Annotated in this window: 18 protein-coding genes; 7 read left to right on the top strand and 11 right to left on the bottom strand. The window is 67.3% G+C overall.

The genetic code is table 11. The features are described 5' to 3' along the window. Window positions 1–18: 18 nt before the first annotated feature. The 4 genes from BWQ92_RS07235 to BWQ92_RS07220 all read right to left on the bottom strand — a co-directional run bounded on the left by BWQ92_RS07235 (window position 19) and on the right by BWQ92_RS07220 (window position 3,406). Entirely contained in the window at window positions 19–744 is a 726-nt protein-coding gene (locus BWQ92_RS07235; protein WP_076798921.1) for a hypothetical protein, read from the bottom strand. 81 nt (window positions 745–825) lie between these two features. Beyond that, complete coding sequence (locus BWQ92_RS07230; RefSeq protein ID WP_076798920.1) at window positions 826–1,935, bottom strand: DUF6707 family protein; 1,110 nt, start codon at window positions 1,933–1,935, stop codon at window positions 826–828. Between the two features lie 85 nt (window positions 1,936–2,020). After that, window positions 2,021–2,560: an NUDIX hydrolase family protein gene (locus BWQ92_RS07225; RefSeq protein WP_076798919.1), complete on the bottom strand. Its 540-nt coding sequence runs from the start codon at window positions 2,558–2,560 to the stop codon at window positions 2,021–2,023. Window positions 2,561–2,677: 117 nt separating this feature from the next. Then, complete coding sequence (locus BWQ92_RS07220) at window positions 2,678–3,406, bottom strand: hypothetical protein (RefSeq protein WP_076798918.1); 729 nt, start codon at window positions 3,404–3,406, stop codon at window positions 2,678–2,680. Window positions 3,407–3,548: 142 nt separating this feature from the next. Here BWQ92_RS07220 and BWQ92_RS07215 point away from each other — a divergent pair, with 142 nt between their 5' ends. Both BWQ92_RS07215 and BWQ92_RS07210 read left to right on the top strand, forming a co-directional pair. Beyond that, a complete protein-coding gene (locus BWQ92_RS07215) occupies window positions 3,549–4,157 on the top strand; it encodes a YdeI/OmpD-associated family protein (protein WP_076798917.1) in 609 nt (202 codons plus the stop codon). Window positions 4,158–4,235: 78 nt separating this feature from the next. After that, the gene (locus BWQ92_RS07210; protein ID WP_076798916.1) at window positions 4,236–5,936 is read left to right on the top strand and encodes a glycoside hydrolase family 32 protein; all 1,701 of its coding nucleotides are present in this window, start codon (window positions 4,236–4,238) and stop codon (window positions 5,934–5,936) included. Window positions 5,937–5,948: 12 nt separating this feature from the next. Here the strand turns inward: BWQ92_RS07210 and BWQ92_RS07205 are convergent, their stop codons facing one another. The 4 genes from BWQ92_RS07205 to BWQ92_RS07190 all read right to left on the bottom strand — a co-directional run bounded on the left by BWQ92_RS07205 (window position 5,949) and on the right by BWQ92_RS07190 (window position 11,213). Next, window positions 5,949–7,112 carry an ABC transporter ATP-binding protein gene (locus BWQ92_RS07205; RefSeq protein ID WP_172804259.1) on the bottom strand — a complete coding sequence of 388 codons (1,164 nt, stop codon included), beginning with the start codon at window positions 7,110–7,112 and terminating at the stop codon, window positions 5,949–5,951. Next, a complete protein-coding gene (locus tag BWQ92_RS07200) occupies window positions 7,109–8,701 on the bottom strand; it encodes an ABC transporter permease (RefSeq protein WP_172804258.1) in 1,593 nt (530 codons plus the stop codon). The genes BWQ92_RS07205 and BWQ92_RS07200 overlap by 4 nt, the downstream gene beginning before the upstream one ends. Before the next feature lie 4 nt (window positions 8,702–8,705). Continuing rightward, entirely contained in the window at window positions 8,706–9,752 is a 1,047-nt protein-coding gene (locus tag BWQ92_RS07195; RefSeq protein WP_076798914.1) for an iron ABC transporter substrate-binding protein, read from the bottom strand. Window positions 9,753–9,917: 165 nt separating this feature from the next. After that, window positions 9,918–11,213 carry a glycoside hydrolase family 76 protein gene (locus tag BWQ92_RS07190; RefSeq protein WP_076798913.1) on the bottom strand — a complete coding sequence of 432 codons (1,296 nt, stop codon included), beginning with the start codon at window positions 11,211–11,213 and terminating at the stop codon, window positions 9,918–9,920. A gap of 150 nt (window positions 11,214–11,363) precedes the next feature. Between BWQ92_RS07190 and BWQ92_RS07185 the strand changes: the two genes are divergently transcribed. Next, on the top strand, window positions 11,364–12,182 hold the full coding sequence (locus BWQ92_RS07185) for an SDR family NAD(P)-dependent oxidoreductase (protein ID WP_076798912.1): 819 nt from the start codon (window positions 11,364–11,366) through the stop codon (window positions 12,180–12,182). Window positions 12,183–12,253: 71 nt separating this feature from the next. Then, a complete protein-coding gene (locus BWQ92_RS07180; protein ID WP_442856763.1) occupies window positions 12,254–13,486 on the top strand; it encodes an acyl-CoA dehydrogenase family protein in 1,233 nt (410 codons plus the stop codon). A gap of 104 nt (window positions 13,487–13,590) precedes the next feature. Here BWQ92_RS07180 and BWQ92_RS07175 read toward each other — a convergent pair whose 3' ends face one another. After that, the gene (locus BWQ92_RS07175; RefSeq protein ID WP_076798911.1) at window positions 13,591–14,409 is read right to left on the bottom strand and encodes a DUF1684 domain-containing protein; all 819 of its coding nucleotides are present in this window, start codon (window positions 14,407–14,409) and stop codon (window positions 13,591–13,593) included. Window positions 14,410–14,690: 281 nt separating this feature from the next. On the opposite strand from BWQ92_RS07175, the gene ppc reads away from it, so the two are divergent. Further along, window positions 14,691–17,501: a phosphoenolpyruvate carboxylase gene (ppc, locus tag BWQ92_RS07170; RefSeq protein WP_076798910.1), complete on the top strand. Its 2,811-nt coding sequence runs from the start codon at window positions 14,691–14,693 to the stop codon at window positions 17,499–17,501. Window positions 17,502–17,578: 77 nt separating this feature from the next. On the opposite strand, the gene BWQ92_RS07165 is transcribed toward ppc, so the two are convergent. Next, entirely contained in the window at window positions 17,579–18,676 is a 1,098-nt protein-coding gene (locus tag BWQ92_RS07165) for a NifU family protein (RefSeq protein WP_076798909.1), read from the bottom strand. Window positions 18,677–19,226: 550 nt separating this feature from the next. Between BWQ92_RS07165 and BWQ92_RS07160 the strand changes: the two genes are divergently transcribed. Both BWQ92_RS07160 and BWQ92_RS07155 read left to right on the top strand, forming a co-directional pair. Beyond that, a complete protein-coding gene (locus BWQ92_RS07160) occupies window positions 19,227–20,444 on the top strand; it encodes an integrase catalytic domain-containing protein (protein WP_216639975.1) in 1,218 nt (405 codons plus the stop codon). A 139-nt stretch (window positions 20,445–20,583) separates the two neighbouring features. Continuing rightward, a complete protein-coding gene (locus BWQ92_RS07155) occupies window positions 20,584–20,889 on the top strand; it encodes a hypothetical protein (RefSeq protein WP_076798908.1) in 306 nt (101 codons plus the stop codon). Between the two features lie 4 nt (window positions 20,890–20,893). Here the strand turns inward: BWQ92_RS07155 and BWQ92_RS07150 are convergent, their stop codons facing one another. Continuing rightward, window positions 20,894–21,523 (bottom strand): DedA family protein, encoded by a 630-nt coding sequence (locus BWQ92_RS07150; RefSeq protein WP_076803569.1) that lies wholly within the window; start codon window positions 21,521–21,523, stop codon window positions 20,894–20,896. Window positions 21,524–21,569 lie beyond the last annotated feature (46 nt).

Genomic DNA, 21,569 nt, shown 5'->3' with positions numbered 1-21,569 from the left:
GCTAACGGCGCGGGACCTTCACTGGATGGGTTCTGATGTGGGGTAGTTCTCAGAGCGCCAGTCGTCCCACAGGGTGCGGATCGTTTCCATGCTGTGGGCGCCGAGGTCGTACAGGGAGAGGATCACCATGGACCCGCCGTCGGGCCTCTTCTCCGGGATCACTGGCTGGTCAGCCACGATCAGCAGGCCGTCGCCGTGCTCCGCGTAGCTGTTCACGGTGAGCCCCACCTGGTGGTTGGTCTTGTGCCAGACCCGGCCCGAGATCTCTTCGCCGGTGCCTAGGGTGAGCGAATACTCTTCTCCCGGCTTGGGGATATCCTTCAGGCCGAGTTTCTCGATGGCCGAGCCGTCCGAACCGGGGACGGAGAAGTAGCAGGTGCGGCGCTTGCCGTGCGGATGCCGTTCCAGCGCGAACCGCAGCTGCTGGAGGAAGATCAGCCAGCCCTGGGTGATGTCCTCGTCCCACGCGGCCCATTCCGAGTTGTGGTCCACGCCGGCGCGGGTGACGCTGACCTCGGTTCCGTTGGCCACGGGCTTCAGCGTGAAGATGTCGCCGCCCTCGACAGTCAGTGAGGTGTGGTCCGGCGCCTCAACCACCGATTTGTTGAAGTAGATCTCGTTGATTTCCGCCGCCAGCTCGTCGGTCTCCCAGCCATGCCACTGTGCGACTTTCGAGGGTTCACGCAGCATCGTCCAAACCTGCGGCGCGTCCGAATTGATCACAACGCTGAGATTGTTCGTCATGGCCTGAATCTACAACTTGGGGCACAACCCGGGCTAGAGGAAATTCCGGCCGAAAATGGGCACGGGAACGGCTCGAGGAGCCTAGCCCCGGACGGACTCCAGCTCGTTCGCGATCCGCCGTTCGAGTTCGGACGGGCTGATGGTCTGCGATCCGCCGTGGGCGCGCAGGAACAGCAGCGATTCCAGCCTTAGCAGCCGCCATTCGCGCTCGGCCTCGTGGTTGGAGTTGTCGATGGAGCGGAAAATTTCCTTGTCGTACAGGTTCGGCTCGTTCAGCGACCGCTGGCGCACCCTGGCCTGCATCCGCGCCTTGAACGGATCCGTCTCCTGGTTGTCCGGTGCCCGGAGCAGCTTCTCGTACACGGCCGCGCGGTCCGTATGCCCTGTCTGGCGGCACACGTAGCTGGACAGCGCCAGCGACGCCTCCACTGATCCCCAGCGGCCCGGGTTGCCGTCGAAGGGCAGCACGTTCAGCAGGTCGGCCACCTTCAGCGACGCCTCGGCATCCTTGAGCATGATGAACAGCTCGTGCGCGAGGTCGCTCAGGTCCTTCAGGCAGCTGCCGGACTTGGTGTTGATGCCCTTGACGAGTTTGTCCGCGAGCAGCTGCACCCCGACGGAGTCCGGGTGGGCCTCCGCCACGGCCTCCACCACCGATTCGGGCGTTCCGGAGGGCTCCGGGATCAGGGCCAGGTCTTCGGCGCTGGGGCCGATCACCACCGGGGTGGTGGATGGCAGCGGAGGTACGACGACGGCGGCAGGCGCCGTCCGCTTCTGCCCCGCACCGTCCGGGTTCCCCACGACGGAAAGGGGAGTGCCGGCGTCGGACTCCGGAATGTCCGGCACCTGAATGTCCGACGGCGGGGCGGCACCGTCCGCTGTTCCGGCGCCGTTTGCCGTTCCGTCGCCGTCACCGACGGCGGCTGCCGGGCCGACGGCGTGGTCCGGGGAGGGGAAGTCGTCGGCCGCGGGTCCGGGGATCCGGACGGTCGAGCCGGCAGCAATGCGCAACGTGCCTCCGCCGGTGAGGGTCGCAAGAACGATGGCGGGGCTGCCGAAATCATCGGTTTCGACTTCCACGGAGTGGATTTCCGCGGACCGCTCGCCGTCCGGCAGGAGAAGGTGGTCGCCCGCCCGCAGAGAGCCCGCCTGCTGTTCACGGTAGGTCTTGGCAGCTGCAGGGTGGTTCATCGGGAGTCCTTAAGTTCTCTTGCGGTCCGCCCAACAGTCTACAAAGGAGAGGGTGCGAAGTCGGGGAGGCGCGGGCCCCCGGGCGTCAGGCGCCCACCCCGGCGTAGGCCAGAGCCTGCCGAACCAGGGCGCCGCGGCCGCCGGTGAACTCGAGCTGCACGCCGTCGCTGAGCACCTCCTGCGGCGTCATCCAGGTCAGTTCGAGCGCGTCCTGGCGGGGCTCGCATTCGCCGGTCACCGGAATGATGTAGGCCAGTGAAACGGCGTGCTGGCGGTCATCGGTGAAGCCGGTGTGTGACGGGGCGGGAAAGTATTCGGCCACGGTGAAAGGCACGGGGCTGATGGGGAGCTGCGGGAACGCCAGCGGGCCGAGGTCCTTCTCCATGTGGCGCAGCAGGGCGGCGCGGATGGTCTCGCGGTAGAGCACCCGGCCGGAGACGAGGGACCGGACCATGGTGCCGTCCTCGTCCGCCTGAAGCAGCGTGCCCACCTCATTGACGAACCCGAGGGGATCCAGCCGGACGGGCACCGCCTCCACGTAGACCATGGGGAGCCTGCCTCGGGCTTCGAAGAGATCCTCGTCCGAGAGCCAGCCGGGGTTGGGGTCAGGGGTGCGCACGTTCATGAATCATTTTTACCCCATTGCCGCAGGTCCGGCCGCCGAAGCGTGGGATCCCGGCGTTTAGCGGCGGCCAAAAGGACGGGATCCGCCCCTCGACGCGCCGTCGCCGAACATTCCGGGCTACGACGGGCGGCGGGCCGAGATCCAGAGCGGTGCCCGCTGCGCTGCCGCACCGTCTGCGTCCGGGTGCGGCACATGCAGGGTGCGTCCGAAGGCCTCCTCGGTCAGCGTCACCTCGTGTCCGGCGGCGGTCAGGCGGAGCCGCAGGGCGTCAAGGTCCCCGGTGTATTCAAAGCCGAGTCCCGCGTGGGCCGCGCCCGTGCCGGGCCTGGCCATCAGCACGCCGCCGTTCTTGGCCGTGAAATCGGCGGTTTCGTCGTCGTCCGGGACCGGCCGGAACCGGGCGCCAATGTCCCGCAGCGCCTGGGCGGCGGCTGTGACGTCCTCGCTGAACCAGACCTCCACCACGGCCAGGGCGGGATCCGCATCGGCACAGTGGGCCCCGTGGGTTGCCTTGTCGGCGAAGAAGCTGAAGCCGTCCGCTCCGGTGATCCGGCAGGAATCGCCGTGGTCCGCCCGGACGAGTTCGGCGGAGGACGTGTCCGATTCCGCGCCGGACTGGTTGGTGCGCCGGGCAAACTCCTCTAGGTCGCCGACCTCCACGCCAAAGTGCGTGACGCCGTCCTCCGCGGCGCCCGGTTCGGCCTGATGCAGTGCCAGCCGCCCCGCCCCCGCGTCGTATTCCCGCCAGGAGCCCTCGTCGGTGGACTTGATCATCCCCAGGTCGGTGAGGAGCCGCTCCCAGGGCTCAATCCGGGACGTGAAGTGGATGGGGCGGACACGAAGCATGCTCTCTCCTCGAACTCGAAACACCAGGATCTTCGAAAACGGCGCCGACATGGCCATGATGCCACGTCTTCAATCGCGTGGCACCGGGTTGAATCGCGCAGCACTGGCTTGAATCCAATGGCTCTGAGGGCAGAATAGGCGCATGGCTGTTGAACTCGAGGAACTGCTGGTGACCGACGCCGCCGGCTGGCGGACCTGGCTGGAATCCCACCACGCAAGCAGCCCCGGCGTCTGGCTGGTCCTGCACAAGAAGGGCGGCAACGTCACCGAACTCGACTACGACGCCGCCCTGGACGAGGCGCTCTGCTTCGGGTGGATCGACGGCCAGGTGAAAAAGCGCGACGGCGAAAGCTACTTCCAGCGCATGACCCGCCGGGGTGCCAAAAGCCCCTGGTCGGAGCGGAATGTGGGCCATGTGGCCCGGCTCGAAGCGGAAGGAAAGATGACCACTGCCGGCAGGGCCGCCGTCGACGCCGCCAAAGCAGACGGCCGCTGGGAGGCCGCTTACGCGGGACCGGCGACGGCGGAGGTTCCGGCCGATCTGGCCGCCGCCATCGCCGCCGTGCCCGAGGCGCAGGCCATGTTCGACGTGCTCACCTCCGTGAACCGCTATGCCCTGATCTACCGCACCAACTCGGTCAAGCAGGCCTCCACCCGGGAACGGAAGATCGCCGGCTTCGTCGAGATGCTGGCCCGCGGTGAGACCCCGTATCCGCAGAAGAAGCGCCCGGTGCAGAGCTCCGCTGGTTGAGCCTGCCGAAACCCCGTGCCGGTCAGGAAAGGCCACCCGCGCTAAAATTGGTGCCAACCCCCAACACGAACGGCGAACATGCAGCGGTATTCCCTACGCACGCTGGGCCCCCGCGGGCGGTGGATTGCGGCGGCAGTGGTCCTGGCCCTGGTGCTGGCCGCGGCTGGAGTGATCGGCCTGGCCGGGCGTTCGGGCGACGGCGCAACGCCGGATGGCACCGCAGCCCAAAGCAGCGGCAGCCCGAGTGAAGCCCCGAAGTCCTTCAGCAGGCCGGAGGGTGCCTCGCAGTTCCGGCCCTCCTACCACCTCACCCCCGCCAAGGAGTGGATGAACGACCCCCAGCGGCCCTTCCTGCTGGACGGGGTGTGGCACTACTACTACCTCTACAACGCCGACCACCCCGAGGGGAACGGCACCGAGTGGTTCCACGTCACCAGCACGGATCTGGTGCACTGGAAGGACGAGGGCGTTGCCATCGAGAAGTTCAAGAACGGCCTCGGGGACATCGAGACCGGCAGCGCCGTGGTGGACCAGGACAACACCGCCGGCTTCGGCAAAGGTGCCGTGGTGGCCATCATGACCCAGCAGGACAAGGGCGTGCAGCGGCAGTCACTGTTCTACTCCACGGACAAGGGCTACACCTTCAAGGCCGCCGAGGGGAACCCGGTGATGGACAACCCGGGCGCGCAGCACTGGCGCGATCCCAAAATCATCCGGGACGAGGCCCGCGGACAGTGGGTCATGGTGCTGGCCGAGGGGGAGAAGATCGGCCTTTACACCTCGCGGAACCTCAGGGACTGGCGTTATGAGTCCGGCTTCGAGCGGAAGGGCCTCGGGATCCTCGAATGCCCCGATCTCTTCCAGCTGGACCTCGACGGCGATCCCGCCAAACGCACCTGGGTCCTGGCCGTCAGCGCGAACGGCACGGAGGAAGGCCGGACCACCGGCGTTGCCTACTGGACGGGGACCTTTGACGGGGCAAAATTCACGCCCGCGGATGAGAAACACCAGTGGCTCGACGCCGGCGCGGACTTCTATGCCGCCGTCACCTGGGACGATCCCCGGCTCCCGCAAAACGAACGGATGGCGTTCCGCCATGCCATCGGCTGGATGAACAACTGGACGTACGCCCGGAAGCTGCCCACCGCAGACTGGCAGGGCGGTGCCGACTCCATCGTCCGGGACATCCGCCTGAAAACCGTGCAGGGCCGGCCCACCCTCGTGTCCACCCCCACTCCCGCCCTGGCCACGCTGGAGGGTGAGGCCCAGACGGCCGGCAGCAGGCCGCTCACACAGGAGGGGGCGGGCGAGCTTCCCGTGCCCGAAACCGGAGCCTACCGGCTGGACGTGACCGTGGAACGTGCGCCGGGCGACGACGGCACGGAAGCCCTGCTGAAACTCGGCAATGGCGGAACGGACTACGCAACGGTCGGCTACAACTTCGAAGCGGGCACGGCGTGGGTGGAGCGCGCAGCCGTGGCGCCGGGCGCGGAAGCCCTCGGCCCGCTCTTTACGGACCGGAGGAGCGCCCAGAGCCCGCCCCGAAGCGGAAGCCAGCAGGGGAACACCGGTTCACCGGAAAACGGCAGCGTCGACCTGACCGTCTTCGTCGACTATTCGTCCGTGGAGGTCTTTGTGAACGGCGGGGAGCAGACCCTGACCTCGGTGGTGCTGCCAAAGCCCGGACAGCCGGCGGTCAGCGCTGCAACGGCCGGCGGGAAACTGACGCTGAAGTCGTTCAAATACACCCCGTTGGCCACGGCTCTTGACGCGCGTTAGACGCGGCGAACGTCAGACGGGCTCGGGCGGGAAGGCCACTGCTTCCCCCACCACGCGCAGGCACAGTTCGGTCCCCGGCTGGGCGATGGACGCGTTCCAGTGCCGGATGGTGATGACTTCGCCGCCGCCGGGATAGCGGTGGTCGGGCATGGCGCCGGCCAGCTTGGGCGGCACGGCGAGCTTGAGCCGGACGGTGGTCTCGGGGCCGAAGTAGTCGGTATCCACCACCACGCCGCGGATCGGCCCGTCCTCGGCAATCCGGATCTGCTCCGGGCGCAGCATGAGCTGGACGCGGCCCTGCGCCGGCGGGCGCCGGACCGGGATTCCGCCGAGCGAGCAGGTGGCCAGCGACCCCTCCATCCAGGCATCGAGGATCACGGCATCGCCCAGGAATTCGGCCGTGGCACGGTCCGCCGGCCGGGTGTAAACCACGAACGGGTTGCCGATCTGCGCCAGCCTGCCGCCGCGCATGACCGCCACCTGGTCCGCGAAGGACAGGGCCTCGGCCTGGTCGTGGGTGACCAGGATGGTGGTCACCCCGGCCTCGTTCAGGACCTTGGCCACGGCGCGCCGGGTGGCCACGCGCAGCCCGGCGTCCAAAGCGGAGAACGGCTCGTCCAGCAGCATGAGTTCGGGTTCGCGGGCCAGTGCCCGGGCCAGAGCGACGCGCTGCTGCTGCCCGCCCGAAAGCTGGTGCGGCCGGCGCTTGGCCATGGCCGTGTCCAGCGCCACCATCTCGAGGAGTTCGTTGACCCGTGCGTTAACCGCGCGCCGGCCGCCGTCGAGCTTTGCGGCACTGAGCCCGAAGGCGATGTTCTGCCCCACAGTGAGGTGCGGGAACAGGGCGCCGTCCTGCGCCACGTAGCCCACCTGGCGCTTGTGCGCGGGCTTCCATACACCGTCGCCCGCCACGGGCGAGCCGTTCAGCGAGATGGTGCCGGTGCCCGGGTGTTCAAAGCCTGCGATCAGCCGGAGCAGGGTGGTCTTGCCGGAACCTGAGGGGCCCACGATGGCGGTGGTTCCGCCCTTGGCCACGGACAGGTTGACGCCCTTGAGGACAGCCTGCGAGCCGAAGTTCTTGGTGACGGCGTCGATCTCCAGGTGGCTGTTGGTGCTGGGCGCCACGGACGGTGAGATCCGCGGTGCCGGAAGCCTGGACGGGGATTGTTCGGTCACTGTCCCGCTACTTTCTTGGACTGCTGGAAGAGCAAATAGGTCATGGGAGCCGAGATCACGATCATGAGCAGGGCATACGGGGCGGCGCCGGCGTAGTCGATCTCGCTGCTCTTGCTCCAGAACTCGGTGGCGAGGGTCCTGGTCCCGTTGGGGGAGAGGAGCAGGGTGGCGGTCAGTTCGTTGGCGATGGCGAGGAATACCAGCGCCGCTCCGCCTGCGGCCGCGGGCGCGGTGAGCCGGAGCGTCACGCGGATGAAGGACAGCAGTGGAGGCGTGCCCAGGGCCTGGGCCGCCTCATCCAGTTCCTTGGGCGCCTGGGCCAGCCCGGCGCGGATGTTGACCAGGGCGCGGGGCAGGAACAGGAGGACGTAGGCGGCCACCAGGACTCCTGCCGTCTGGTAGAGGTCCGGGAACAGGCGGATGCTGACCGTGACGAAGGCCAGGGCCACCACAATGCCCGGCAGGGAGCTGGTGACGTAATTGGACAGTTCCAGTGCCTTGCTGAACTTGCTGGCATGCCTGACGGCAAGATAGGCCATGGGGAAGGCGACAACGGTGGTGGCGGCGGCGCCGGCAAGCCCGTACAGCAGGGTCTGCCACAGGGCCGGAACGAACTCGTCAACCGCCCAGATCTCCGCTCCGCCGGCGAAGATCCACCGCAGCACGAACAGCAGCGGAAGCCCGAAGGCCAGCATGGTCAGGGCAAGGAGGGCCAGCTGGGCCGGCACCTGGTACACGTGCAGGGGCAGGCGCAGGGCCCGGGCCTGTGCACCTGAGCCGACCCGGGCGTAGCGGGCGGTTCCGCGGCTGCGGACCTCCACGAGGAGCAGGATCAGGCAGAAGAACACCAGCACGCTGGCCAGCATGGTGCCGGCCGTGCCGTTAAACGTGGACTGGTACTGCACCATGATGGCGGTGGTGAACGTGTTGAAGCGGATCATCGCGAAGGCGCCGTACTCCGCCAGCAGGTGCAGTGCCACCAGCAGGGCGCCGCCTGTCATGGCGATCCGGAGCTGGGGCAGGACCACGCGGAAGAAGGTCCGCCAGGCGCCCAGCCCGAGGGACGCAGCCGACTGCTCCACGGCGGGGTCCAGCCGGCTCAGCGTCGCGGCCGCTGGAATGTAGACCAGCGGGAAATAGGAGAGGGTGGCGATGAGCACGCCCGAAAACAGGCCGTGCAGGGACGGCACGGCGGAAACCCACGCATAGCTGTTGACGAAGGCCGGGATGGCCAGCGGGGCCGCAAGGAGCACGGCCCATACTTTGTGCCCGCGCAGCGTGGTCCGTTCCACGAGCCACGCGCCGCCCACACCCAGGATGAGGCAGAGGGGCACCGTGAACACGATCAGGAGCACGGTGTTGAGCAACAGCTCGCCGACGCGCGGGCGGACAATCAGTTCAATTGCGGTGTCCCAGCCGGTGGCCACGGTCATGAACACCACGTAGCCCAGCGGCAGGAGGGAAAACAGGGCAATCAGCACGGCCAGGATGGCCACTGCTGAAACGCCGAAAGGCGGGCGGGGGCGCTTGCCCCGGCCCGCCGTCGTCGTGCTTCCGGATGTCTCCGGCGCCGATACTTGCGTGATCACAGAATCAGAGCAGTCCGGCCCCGGTCATGAGCTCGGTGACCTTCTTGGAGTTGAGCTTGGCCGGGTCCACGGTGGGAGCCTCAAGTTCCTTGACCGGGACAAGCCTTTCGTTGGCCGGGACGCCGGAGGCGATGGCGTACTCGAAGGAGGTTCCCTTCTGCAGGATTTCCTGGCCCTTCTTGCCCGTGATGAACTTCAGGAAGGCCTGGGCCTTGTCCGCATTCTTCGACGACTTCAGGACGCCGCCGCCGGAGACGGAGAGGAACGCGCCCGGGTCCTGGTTCTTGAAGTAGTACGGCGTGACGTTCTTGGAGTTCTCGCCGGTCTTGGCCTGGTCGCCGTAGTAGTAGTAGTGGTAGATCAGCGCGGCATCAACCTCGCCGGCGTTCACAGCCTTCATGGCGGTGTTGTTGCCCTTGTATTCGGTGAAGTTTTCCTTCATGCCCTTCAGCCATGCGGCGGCTGCGGCTTCACCCTTGAGTTCCACGAGGGCGGAGACGATGGCCTGGAAGTCGGCGCCGCTGGGGGATGCACCCCACTTGCCCTTCCACTCCGGCTTGGCCAGGTCCAGCATGGACTTCGGCAGCTTGTCCTCGGAGATCTTGTTCTTGTCGTAGACCAGGACGGTGGAACGGGCGGCAATGCCGGTCCACTTGCCCGTGGACGGACGGAATTCTGCGGGGACCTGGGCGATGGTGGCCTTGTCCACGTCGGCGAAGAGTCCTGCGTTCTCCACCTGCGCCATTGCGGGGGAGTTTTCGGTGAGGAAGACGTCGGCCGGCGAAGCTGCGCCTTCCTGGATGATCTGGTTGGACATTTCGGTGTCCGAGCCCTGGCGGAGCGTCACCTTGATGCCGGTTTCGGTGGTGAACGCGTCCGCCCACTCCTTGGTGAGGCTTTCGTGCTGGGCGTTGTAGACCGTGATCTCGCCCTTGGCGGGGTCAGCGGAGGGCGAGGCGGCGGGGGCCGTGTTGGAGCCGCAGGCCGACAGGCCAAGGGCTGCGGTGGCGGCGATCGCGATGCCGGCCAGGGCGTTGATGCGGATCTTCATCGGGGTGCTTCTTTCTGCAAAAAGTCAGGCGGGCGAGGCCCTGTGTGAGCTGGGGAAGTTAGGCATAGCTCACTCGAGAAACTGTAGGTTAGCCAAACCTAAGCAACCAAGCACGCGGCGGTTTAAGTGATGAGGATCACATCAATTACGGCACTGTTGCCTGTCCTAATTGCCGTCTGCCCCCGGGGCCCCTTCGCTGCGCGGGGCCATGGCTGCCGCCGCCACTGTTGCCGCTGACTCCAGGGCCATCCAGGCCTGGAGTTGGGTGGAAAGTTCGACGGCGGCACCCGGCGGATAGGTCTCGCCCGCCGGCCGCCGGGGATCTGAAGAGAAGATGTGGCTGCCGGCCTGTGCGTGGCGGGCCAGCGGTTCGTCTGCCCCAACCGGCCGCCGGCCGGCCCAAAGGGCCCCTGCGGTGCCGGTGACCAGTCCGGCGGCAGTGGTCCGGGCGTCCTGCGGCAGCCGCCGGTCGGTTGCGGCCTGGGCCAGGTAGCGCGTGAGGATGCCGGTGAAGAGCCCGCCGTCGCCGGTTCCATCGCAGCGGAGGACCGTGCTGGTGGCGGGGCCGCTTGCGCCGCTTGTGCTGGCGCCGGCCGTGTCCGGGAGTGTCAGGTGCGCGGCCACGGCATGCACCACGGTCGCCGCACGTTCCAGGTTGGCGGTGCCGCCCAGTTCCAGCAGGGCGCCGAGGACCGGCCCCTGGTTGTAGGTGTAAACCGCATCTTCCAACACGGTCTCGCCGGTGCTGCGGATCCGGATGCCGTCCAGATAGAGTCCGCGGGTGGGGTCGAACAGCCGCGCATCCAGCCAGTCGAGCAGGGCCTGCGCCTTGGCGGTGTTGCCCGTGCGGGCGTAATAGAGCGCCACCGGTGCCGTCGCCGGGGTGTTCTTGAAGTCCCGCTTGGTGCTCCAAAACGTGCCGCCGCCCAGGTCGTCCGTGGACGCCGAGTCGAACTGCAGGGTCAGGCTCTTGCGGATTTTCGCGTGCCGCCGGGGGCTGGGTCTGCGGCTCTCTTCGGCCAGCCGCTCCAGCCTGAGGGTGGATAAAGCCAGCCAGGCCATGTCGTCGTAGTAATGGTTGACGTAGGTGAGGAAATTCCGCAGCCGGATGCCGGTGACCAGCCGCGAGGCGAGCTGCCCGGCGCTGGGGCGGGCGGCGCCGTCGAACTTTTCCGGCGGCTGCCCCGCCCTGCCAAGTTCGCGAAAACCCGTGTCCACGAGGCAGTCCAGGTAGTGGGCCTGCCACCAGTAGTGCCAAGGGCGGCGGAGGTTCCCGAAGCGGTCGGAGGGGCGCGCGGTGGCGGCGATGTGTGTCCCGGGCAGGAAGAACAGGCGCTGGCCGAACAGGTGCGTCACAGACCTTGCGGCCTGGTTGGCCCGCTCCGCCCAGGCGATGGCGGGCTGTTTGGCGGGAGGCTCGTCGGCGGTGTCCGGTGTGGCGTCAGCGTCTGGCTGGGTCATGGGGCCAGCCTAGCGAACGGCCGGCCCGTGGGCGGTTGGCCCGGCCGCGGGGTGCGCCTGCCGCGGGTTTCAGTTAACATTCACTAACTAACGCTCGCGGCGGCCGGAGACCCGGATCCGCAGCGACCGGTTCCGCATCAAGGAGGATGTATGGAAATCGAGGGTTCCGTTGCGCTCATCACGGGCGGCGCGTCCGGGCTGGGCGCCGCCACCGCCCGGAGGCTGTTCGATGCCGGCGCTTCCGTGGTGCTCATGGACCTTGGTTCCTCGGCCGGCGCGGCCTATGCCGACGAGCTGAACGCGGCCGGCCCCCGGAACCTTGCGGGCCGCACCTCAGGTGTCCCGAAGGCCGTCTTCGTTCCCGCGGACGTGACCAGCGAGGAGCAGGTGCAGGCCGCCGTCGACGCCGCCACTGGGCTGGGGCCGCTGCGCATCCTGGTGAACTGTGCCGGCGTCGCCACTCCGGGCAAGGTCCTCGGGCGCGACGGCGTGCTGCCGCTAGAGACCTTCCAGCGCGTCATCCAGGTCAACCTGATAGGGACGTTCAACGTGGTCCGGCTGGCTGCTGCCGCGATGGCAACCACCAGGCCTGCCGTCACTGAGCTCGGCGGGGAGGAGCGCGGCGTCATCATCAACACCGCCTCGGTGGCCGCGTTCGACGGGCAGATCGGCCAGCCTGCCTATGCCGCCTCCAAGGGTGGCGTGGCCGCCATGACGCTGCCGCTGGCCCGCGAACTCGCCCGGTCGTTGATCCGGGTGGTCACGATTGCCCCCGGCATCTTCGAGACGCCGATGATGGCCGGGCTGCCGCAGGAGGCGCAGGAGTCGCTGGGCCAGCAGGTGCCGCACCCGTCCCGCCTGGGCCGGCCCGCGGAGTACGCCAACCTCGCAGCGCACATTGTCGAGAACGCCATGCTCAATGGCGAAACCATCCGCCTCGACGGCGCCATCCGGATGGGGCCGAAGTGAGCGGGACTGAAGTGAGCGGGACTGAAGTGAGCAGGACTGAAGCGGGCGGGACCAACGTGGGCGGAACCGATGTGGGCGCCCCCGCGCAGGTGGGGCCCGCCGTCGACCTCCTGCCCACCGCCGATTTTTTCGCGTACGAATCACTGCTGAGCGCCTCCGAACAGCGCAAGCTGAACGAGCTCCGCGAGTTCCTGGCCGCCGAAATAGCGCCGCACGCCGGGGAGTGGTGGAACAAGGCTGAATTTCCGGCGCATATTCTCCCGAAGCTGGCCGCGCTGGAGTTGAGCACGCCGGCCCAGCGCGGTTACAGCCACCTTTTCGCCGGGCTGGTGATCGCGGAGATGACGCGGGTGGACACGTCGATCGCGACGTTTTTCCTGGTTCACCACGACCTCTTCGTCGAGTCGCTCTACCGGTTCGGCTCCGAGGATCAGCGCGGCCGGTACCTCGACGACGCCTCGAACCTCAGGACCACGGGCGCGTTTGCCCTGACCGAACCGGATCACGGCTCGGACGTGGCCGGCGGCATGGAGACGCGGGCGCGCCGGATATCCAGCCATACGGGGGAGGCCGACGCCGCCGGGGACTGCTGGGTGCTGAACGGCGCCAAGCGGTGGATCGGCAACGGGACGTTCTGCGACTACATGCTGGTGTGGGCGCGGGATGAAGCCGGCGGTGCGGTACGCGGCTTTATTGTTGATGCCGGTCTGCCCGGCGTCAGCCGCAGCCGGATCGAGAACAAGATCGCGCTGCGCACGGTGCAGAACGCCGACATCGCGTTTGAGGACGTCCGGGTTGCCGAGGCCGACCGCTTTGCCGGCATCGGCAGTTTCGGGGACACCAACGAACTGCTCCGCGGTTCACGCATCATGGTCGCCTGGCAGGCGGTGGGGCAGCAGCTGGCGGCGTTCGACGTCGCCCGGCAGTACGCCGTCGAACGCCTGCAGTTCGGCCGCCCGCTGGCGAGGTTCCAGCTCATCCAGCAGCAGCTGGTGTCCATGCTGGGCAATGCAGTGGCGAGCATGGGCATGATGGCCCGGATCGCCCAGCTGCAGGAGCAGGATTCCCTGGAACATGGCGCCGGGATGGCGCAGGTGGCGCTGGCGAAGTCCTACACGTCCGCCAGGATGCGCGAAACCGTGGCGATGGGCAGGTCCATCCTGGGCGGGAACGGCATTGTCACGGATTACCGGATGGCCAAGATCTTCGCCGACGCCGAGGCCATCTACACCTACGAGGGCTCGTACGAGATCAACACACTGATCGTGGGCCGGGCCGTCACCGGGGTCTCCGCGATCACCTGACGGCCCGCACCGCCGTGAGCTTAGCGCGAACGTACACTTGTGGCCCCGTTCAAAGCGTGAAATGGGGCCACAAGTGTACGTTCGCGCTCTTCGCACTCAGGAGCTCAGGAGGCCGGCTGCTTTTCGCCGGCCTCGATCCGGTAGTCCAGGCTGTTGTTCCGCACCGGCATGGGGCAGGTCCCGTAGGGCGTGAAGGCGCTGGGGTAGTTGATGGCGCGGTTGAAGTCCAGGACCACGGAGCCGTCCGGCCGGGGGCGCGCGGTGGACACTTTGCGCCACTCGTCCGTCTCGTTGCCGTTTGTCTCGTCGTGGAACGTGACGGTCAGGGCGCCGAGCTTCTCTTCCTCGGCCTGGAGCCGGTACTCGTGGTCCTTCCCGGGCAGCCGGAACACCAGTTCACCGACGCTGCGGTGCACGCCGTCCACCAGGGGATTGGCCGTGGAAATGGGCACGTCCACGGGCTCCGGATAGGCCTCGAATTTGGCGTCCACCACCAGGTCAGGCCGGTACTCGAAGGTGGGCACACCGTCGAACCCGGTGAACACTGGCGACTCGGAATCCCGGGTGCGGATGGCGTATTTGTCGGCCCGCATCGCCAGCTCCACCACCACCTGCCGGCCGTCCGGGCCGCCGAACTGCACCCACATCAGCGACTCCTCATTCGCAAGCCGCGCAGTGACTGTCCCATCCACCGGCTCCCCGGTCTCCACGAGCGTCAACCCGTCCGACGCTGCAGCGGTGAGCGCCGTCGTCGTGTCGTCCGCTGACCACAGCCCGGGGACGAGGTCGACGGCGGCGGGCTGGCTTTCCAGCCACTGGAATGACGTGAGCGTGAGCCAGCCGTGATCGGCCGCGAGGGCGGTGTTGCGGCTTTTGCGGAAGCGGAGCCAGCGTTCGAGCTGGGCGTCTGCTGCGGTGCTCATGTGTCCTCCAATATGTGTCCTTGCGCGGCCTCTGCGACAACCCCGCGTGGTGCCGGTACATTCCGGCGTAGCCTTGATGAAGGGGCCCGATCCGGGTTGGCCGTGTCCCGGTTGCATCCCTAATACAGCGAGCGGATGCTGGGTTCAAGGGCGCGACAGCATCTGAGACATATTCCCCGGCTGCGGCCTGCTGCGGGTAACATCCCATAGGAACAGTAATCCGGCTCACAGTATCCAGCGCAGTGTACGGGCCAAAGTCGAACACTCGAAAGATAGTTTCCATGGCTGACACTGCAATGAATTCCGAAACAGATCTCGCCGCCGAACTCCGCGCGGACGTCCGCCGCGTCTCCACCCTGCTGGGCGAATCCCTGGTCCGTCAGCACGGGCCCGAGCTCCTCGACCTGGTGGAGCAGGTCCGCCTCCTGACGAAGGAATCCAAGGAGGCCGCCCGGGGCGGCGCGGACGCCACCGGCCCGTGGAGCGCGCACGACGTCGTTGCCCAGGTCCGCGAGCTGCTCGCCTCCCTGCCGCTTGAGCAGGCGACCGACCTGGTCCGCGCCTTCGCCTTCTACTTCCACCTCGCCAACGCCGCCGAGCAGGTCCACCGGGTCCGCGGCCTGCGCACCCGGCAGGAGAAGGACGGCTGGCTCGCCAAAGCCGTTGAGGACATCGCAGGCCAGGCCGGCCCGGCGGTGCTGCAGGAAGTGGTCAACGAACTGGATGTGCGCCCGATCTTCACCGCGCACCCCACCGAGGCGTCACGCCGTTCGGTGCTGGACAAGATCCGCAAGCTCTCCGACGTGCTGGCCCAGCCCACCGAGGAAGGCACCAGCGCCCGGCGCCGGCAGGACCGCCAGCTGTCCGAAATGATCGACCAGATGTGGCAGACGGACGAGCTGCGCCAGGTCCGGCCCACGCCCGTAGATGAGGCCCGCAACGCCATCTACTACCTCAACAGCATCCTGACGGACGCGCTGCCGGAGATGCTCACGGATTTCTCGGAGCTCCTCGGTGAGCACGGGGTTGCCCTGCCGGCCAAGAACGCGCCCATCCGGTTCGGCTCATGGATCGGCGGCGACCGCGACGGCAACCCGAACGTCACCGCGGCCGTGACCCACGACATCCTGCAGCTCCAGAACCAGAACGCGGTGCGGATCAGCATCGCCATGATCGACGAGCTCATCTCCGTCCTGTCCAACTCGACCGCGCTCGCCGGTGCCGACCAGGCGCTCCTGGACTCCATCGACGCAGACCTCGCGAAACTGCCCGGACTGGACCGCCGCATCCTGGAACTCAACGCCCAGGAGCCCTACCGGCTGAAGCTGACCTGCATCAAGGCCAAGCTCATCAACACCGGAAAGCGGGTCGCCGCCGGATCCAAGCACGAGGCGGGGCGGGACTACACCTCCACCGAGGAACTCATCGGCGAACTCGAGCTGCTGGAACTGTCCTTGCGCAACCACTCGGCGTCCCTCGCGGCGGATGGCGCGCTGGCACGTGTCCGCCGGGCCATCGCCTCCTTCGGCCTGCATCTGGCCACCCTCGACATCCGTGAGCATGCCGACCATCACCATGACGCCGTCGGGCAGCTCATGGACCGGCTTGGCGGTCCAGGCATCCGGTATGCCGAGCTGACCCGGGACGAGCGCCTCGAGGTCCTGAGCGCGGAGCTTGCCTCCCGCCGTCCGCTGTCCGGCCACCCGATCAGGCTCGACGGCGCCGCTGACGGCACATACGACGTCTTCCGGGAGATCCGCCGCGCCCTGCGCACGTACGGTCCGGACGTCATCGAGACCTACATCATTTCCATGACCCGTGGTGCTGACGACGTCCTGGCCGCCGCTGTGCTGGCGCGCGAGGCCGGCCTGGTCAGCCTCTTCGGCGACGCCCCGTACGCCAAGATCGGTTTTGCGCCGCTGCTGGAAACCGTCGAGGAACTGCGTGCGTCCGCGGAGATTGTTGACAGGCTGCTGTCCGACTCCTCCTACCGCGAACTGGTCCGGCTGCGCGGGGACGTCCAGGAGGTCATGCTCGGCTACTCGGACTCCAACAAGGAATCCGGCGTGATGACCAGCCAGTGGGAAATCCACAAGACCCAGCGCAAGCTGCGCGACATCGCCACCAAGCACGGGGTCCGGGTGCGCCTGTTCCACGGCCGCGGCGGTTCCGTGGGCCGCGGCGGCGGGCCCACCTACGACGCCATCATGGCGCAGCCGAACGGTGTCCTCGAGGGGGAAATCAAGTTCACCGAACAGGGCGAGGTCATCTCGGACAAGTACTCCCTGCCGGAGCTGGCCCGGGAAAACCTGGAGCTTTCGCTCGCCGCCGTGCTGCAGGGCTCTGCGCTGCACCGCACGCCGCGCACCTCGGACGACCAGCGCGAGCGCTTCGGCCATGTCATGGAGACCATCTCCGACGCTGCCTTTGCCCGCTACCGCAGCCTCATCGACCACCCGGACCTGCCGGCATACTTCCTGGCCTCGACGCCGGTGGAGCAGCTCGGCTCTCTCAACATCGGCTCACGCCCGTCCAAGCGACCGGACTCAGGTGCGGGGCTGGGCGGCCTGCGCGCCATTCCGTGGGTGTTCGGCTGGACGCAGTCGCGGCAGATTGTGCCGGGCTGGTTCGGCGTGGGGTCCGGGCTGAAGGCGGCACGCGAAGCCGGCAACTCCGCCCAGCTCGTGGAGATGATGCAGGGCTGGCATTTCTTCCGCTCGGTGCTGTCCAACGTGGAAATGACCCTCGCCAAGACGGACATGGAGATCGCGGGCTATTACGTGGACACCCTGGTCCCGGAGGAGCTGCACCACCTCTTCCGTGCCATCCGTGACGAATACGAGCTCACCGTCTCCGAGATCCAGAACCTCACCGGCGAGAACGTGCTCCTGGACGCCCAGCCCACGCTGAAGCGCTCACTGGAAATCCGCGACCAGTACCTCGACCCGATCAGCTACCTGCAGGTGGAACTGCTCCGCCGCGTGCGGGCCGAGGGTGCCGGCATGTCCAAGGGCGAGATCGACGAGCGCCTCCAACGGGCCATGCTGATCACCGTCAACGGTGTGGCAGCAGGCCTCCGCAACACCGGGTAGCCCGGACGCGTCCTCACGTTTGGTCGCTTCCTCCCGGACGCGTCCTCACGTTTGGTCGCTTCCTTCCGGACCCTTCCTCACTCACCGGCCTGTCCCGCAGCCGGCTGCAACTGTGGGGCACCCTGTACCGGAGTAACCGGCGGGTCCGGCTGCCCCGCAGTCGTGACCACCGGGAGGGCCTGGACCGGGGTCATCTCCGCCGGAGTCGGCGGCTGCGGGACGACCGGCAGCGGCGCGGCCGGCACGGATTCGGCCGGTACGGCCACGGACAGCACCCCGTGGCGGACCAGCAGCGGAAGCGGCTCCAGATGCAGGCCCTTGTCGTCCAGGCACACCCCGGCGCGGTGCAGATCGAAGTGGCCGCGGCAGGTGGGGCAGCAGAGGACTGCGCCGCGACCCGGTTCGGCCGAGGGCCGCTGCAGCGTAGCCCCCGTCATGGAGCCTGTGCACCGCGGGCAATAATCGTGACACGCGAAGATGTCCTGGCCCAGGCGGCATGCCAGCACCGGGTATCCGCGGACCAGGAAGCCCGCCACCTCGCCGGGTTCGAGCCCCGCGATTTCCGGTACAGGTTCCCAGGTGCCGCCCGGCATGTCGTGCCACGACGCCACCGGCGTCCCTGCCGACGGAGTGTTCTCCCGAATCACCAGCGAGTCCACCGATATGGGCCCGGAAGGTCCTGCCGGTTTTTCTCCTTCGACGACGTCGATGGCTGTGATTTCCGGTGCCGCCTCCCCAATGGCGCCCTCCACAGCGGACCTGAGTGAGGCAGTCGAAGCGAGTCCCTCCTGGCTGATGAACAGCTTCAGCCGAACCACGCCGTCCGGGCTGATGCCTTCCAACTCCACGTCACCGCCGTGTGTGCCAAGGTAGGGCCGCATGCTGTCCAGTGCGCCGGCAACCCGTGCCTCCAAGGAATGGGGATGCAGGCCGTGGACCAGCAGAAGGTCGGATACCAGTTCGTCAGCTGCCAGCGCATCCAGCGTGGCGTCGTCGAGCTTTCCTTGGTTCTGCAGGATTTGCATGATACGCCGAAGCGCAGTGCCATAGCGCTCCGTCACCTGCCGGACCAGGTCCTCCTCTTCATTGCCGGATATCACTCCCTTAACGCCACCGGCACTGAGGAGCGCGCCAACCTGGTCGCTGTTCGGCAGCGGCCGGTCTTCACCGAGCATGGCCTACACCCCCGTCGGAGTGGGGCAGGACGGATGGCCTGAACTGAATCCGGGACTGATCCCGGGCAAGTGGGTGAGGGCTTCTTCCGCCTTTTGGGCAGTTTCAGTAGGCATCATTGCCTCTTTCGTCCCTGTGGGGGCTGGTGTGCTTCTGTCGTCATCCGGCCACCTTGCCGGATGGTTGTGTGCTGCGTCCCCCCAGATATGAATGCGGATGCCGGCCTCGTTGTCGCGCCGCCTGTCTTGGCCACTGTTCTATAGTGCCTCCAGGGGGACACAGACTGGCAGAAGGCTGGACGGCATTGAATAGCCGCTCGCTTGCCGGGTCAGGAACGGCGTCAGCGAGGCACGGGTGACAGAGAGATCATGCATGGTCACGCCCCTTTGCTGCCAAGATAGGCCCGCCTCAAACAAAACGCAACAGCCCGCGTTGACTCATGAAAGATGCCCGCGTAGCGGTATTCGAAGAATCATTTGAGAATGCCCGCGTAGCGGCGTGTCCGCCGGGGTGGCGTTTGCCGTGTCGGCACTGTGAGCCATGGAGCTTTCGATGAGTGAACGCAGGGCTGTCACGAAGGTCATCGCCACCCGCTACGCCCGCTCGGACCGGGCCGTGAAGAAGCAGATTCTCGATGAGCTGTGCGCGACGACGGGATGGCACCGCGACCACGCCCGCAAGGCCCTGCGGCAGGCGCTGGTACTGAGGGCCGTGCTGCCCAGGCCGACTCGGCCGCCTCTGTACGGGGAACCGGTGATCGAGGCGCTGCGGTTCTGCTGGGCGGTCCAGGGAACGCCCTGCGGGCGGCTCCTCGCAGCAGCGCTGCCGGACCTGGTCCCGCGGCTGCGGCGGTTTAAAGAGCTCCGCATTGACGCCGCCACGGCGGCCCAGCTGCTGACGATCTCACCGGCGACCATCGACCGCCGGCTCAAGGCCGACCGGGCGAAACTGGAGCCCCGCGGCCGGTCCCACACCAAACCTGGAACGCTGCTGAAGGACTCGATTCCGGTGAGGACCTGGGCCGAGTGGGATGATGCGGTGCCCGGGTTCGTGGAGATCGATCTGGTCGGCCACGAGGGCGGCAATAACCAGGGCGAGTTCTGCTTCACCCTTGATATCACTGACATCGCGACCGGTTGGACGGAGACCCGGTCGGTGCGGAACAAGGCGCAGAAATGGGTCTTCGCGGCGATCAAGGACGCCACCGCCGCGTTCCCGTTTCCGATCCTGGGGATCGATTCGGACAACGGTTCGGAGTTCATCAACTGGGAACTCTTCCGCTGGTGTGAGCAGGAGAAACTGACCTTCACCCGGTCCCGGTCCGGGAACAAGAACGACGGCGCCCATGTCGAGCAGAAGAACTGGCACGTCATCCGTCAGACCGTCGGCTACCACCGCTACGACACACCCGGCGAGCTGGAACTGCTGAACCGGATCTGGGCGCTCCAGCGGCTGCTGACCAACCACTTCGGACCCCAGCAAAAACTCGTCGCGAAAGTCCGGACCGGCGCGAAGGTCACCAAGACCTACGACGCGCCCGCCACCCCGTTCCAGCGCGTCCTGGCCGACACCGGCACCGTCACCAAAGCCACCAAAGCCCGCCTGAAACGTGAAAACCGGCCACTGAACCCGGCCGCCATCCAACGCCAGATCCAGGCCCTCTGCACAGAGCTCCTGACCCTGACCACCGCCAAGCAAGCCCCCAAGAAGCAGCCCGCCATCCGGGCAAAATCAAATGATTCCACGAATCAACCCAGGCGGGCATCTTGACATGATTCCTCGGGCAGCCCGCGTGGCGGCCTGCCGCGTCCAGCGCGAACGTACAGTTAAGGCCCTTGCGGAGCCGCATTTTGGGGCCTTAACTGCCCGTTCGCGCTGGGTTATTTGCGCCCGGCACTAGGGTGGGAGGATGCCGTCCTTCCAGACCAGACTCAAGATCACCGGGCTTAGGCCGGGCAACCCTCCCGAGGCCGTGATGGATACCGCTGTCGAGGCTTTGGGGTCGCGGCACCATGTGGAGTCACACCAGCTGGAACTGGCCGGCGGCGTGCCGCAGCTGAACCTGCGGTTCCTCGTGGAGCCCACCGAATACAACGGTGAGAACAGTGCAGCCCGGGAATCGGCAGCCATGATGCGCGACGCCGTCGAACGCGTTGCGCTGACAGGCTCGCTTGCGGTGCTCCGCCGCAGCCGTGGCCGCTGGGCGCCAGTGTAGGCGCCTAGGCGCCGGACTCTGAAGGGCCGTCCGGCTCGTCGACGGGGGAGCGGTCGCCGCGCCGGCGCGTGACGATAAGTCCAACGACGGCGCCGATCACCAGGCCAACCGCCACGCCGATCAGTGAACTCGCCCAGAAGGGCAGCCGTGTGGCGGAGCCCGTGAAGTAGCCGAGGCCCACGAGCCAGGTCGCCCACAGCAGCGCCCCCAGTCCGGCGCACAGGCTGAAGCCCTGGGTGGAGACGTCTGCGATGCCGGCGGCCGCGGAGGTCGCGAGCCGGCCTCCGGGGATGAACCTGGCGCCGATGATGGTGCCGTAGGTGGAGGAGCGGCCCGCTTTGGCGATTGCATCATGGATGCCGTGGTGGACTTTGCGGCCCCACCTCCAGCGGTCCAGGATATGGCTCAGCCGGCGCTTGAACAGCTGGAACACCACCACGTCGCCAAGCCAGGATGCGGTGGCGGACAGGACGCCCACCAGGAACAGGTTGGCCCGTCCTTCGGCAGAGAGTGCACCGCCGGTGATCAGGACCATCTCGGACGGGATGGGCGGAAAAATGGCATCGCCGAGCACGGCCGGAACGATCCAGAAATAGATCGCGGTGCTCCAGGTGTCCGGGTTGCCGAAGTCCATCTGCACAAGGTACCGCACCCGGAACGGCGACGCGCCGGGAAATCCG

Source organism: Arthrobacter sp. QXT-31, from assembly GCF_001969265.1.
Taxonomy (GTDB): domain Bacteria; phylum Actinomycetota; class Actinomycetes; order Actinomycetales; family Micrococcaceae; genus Arthrobacter.
This window is presented reverse-complemented; position numbering and strand designations above follow the sequence as displayed.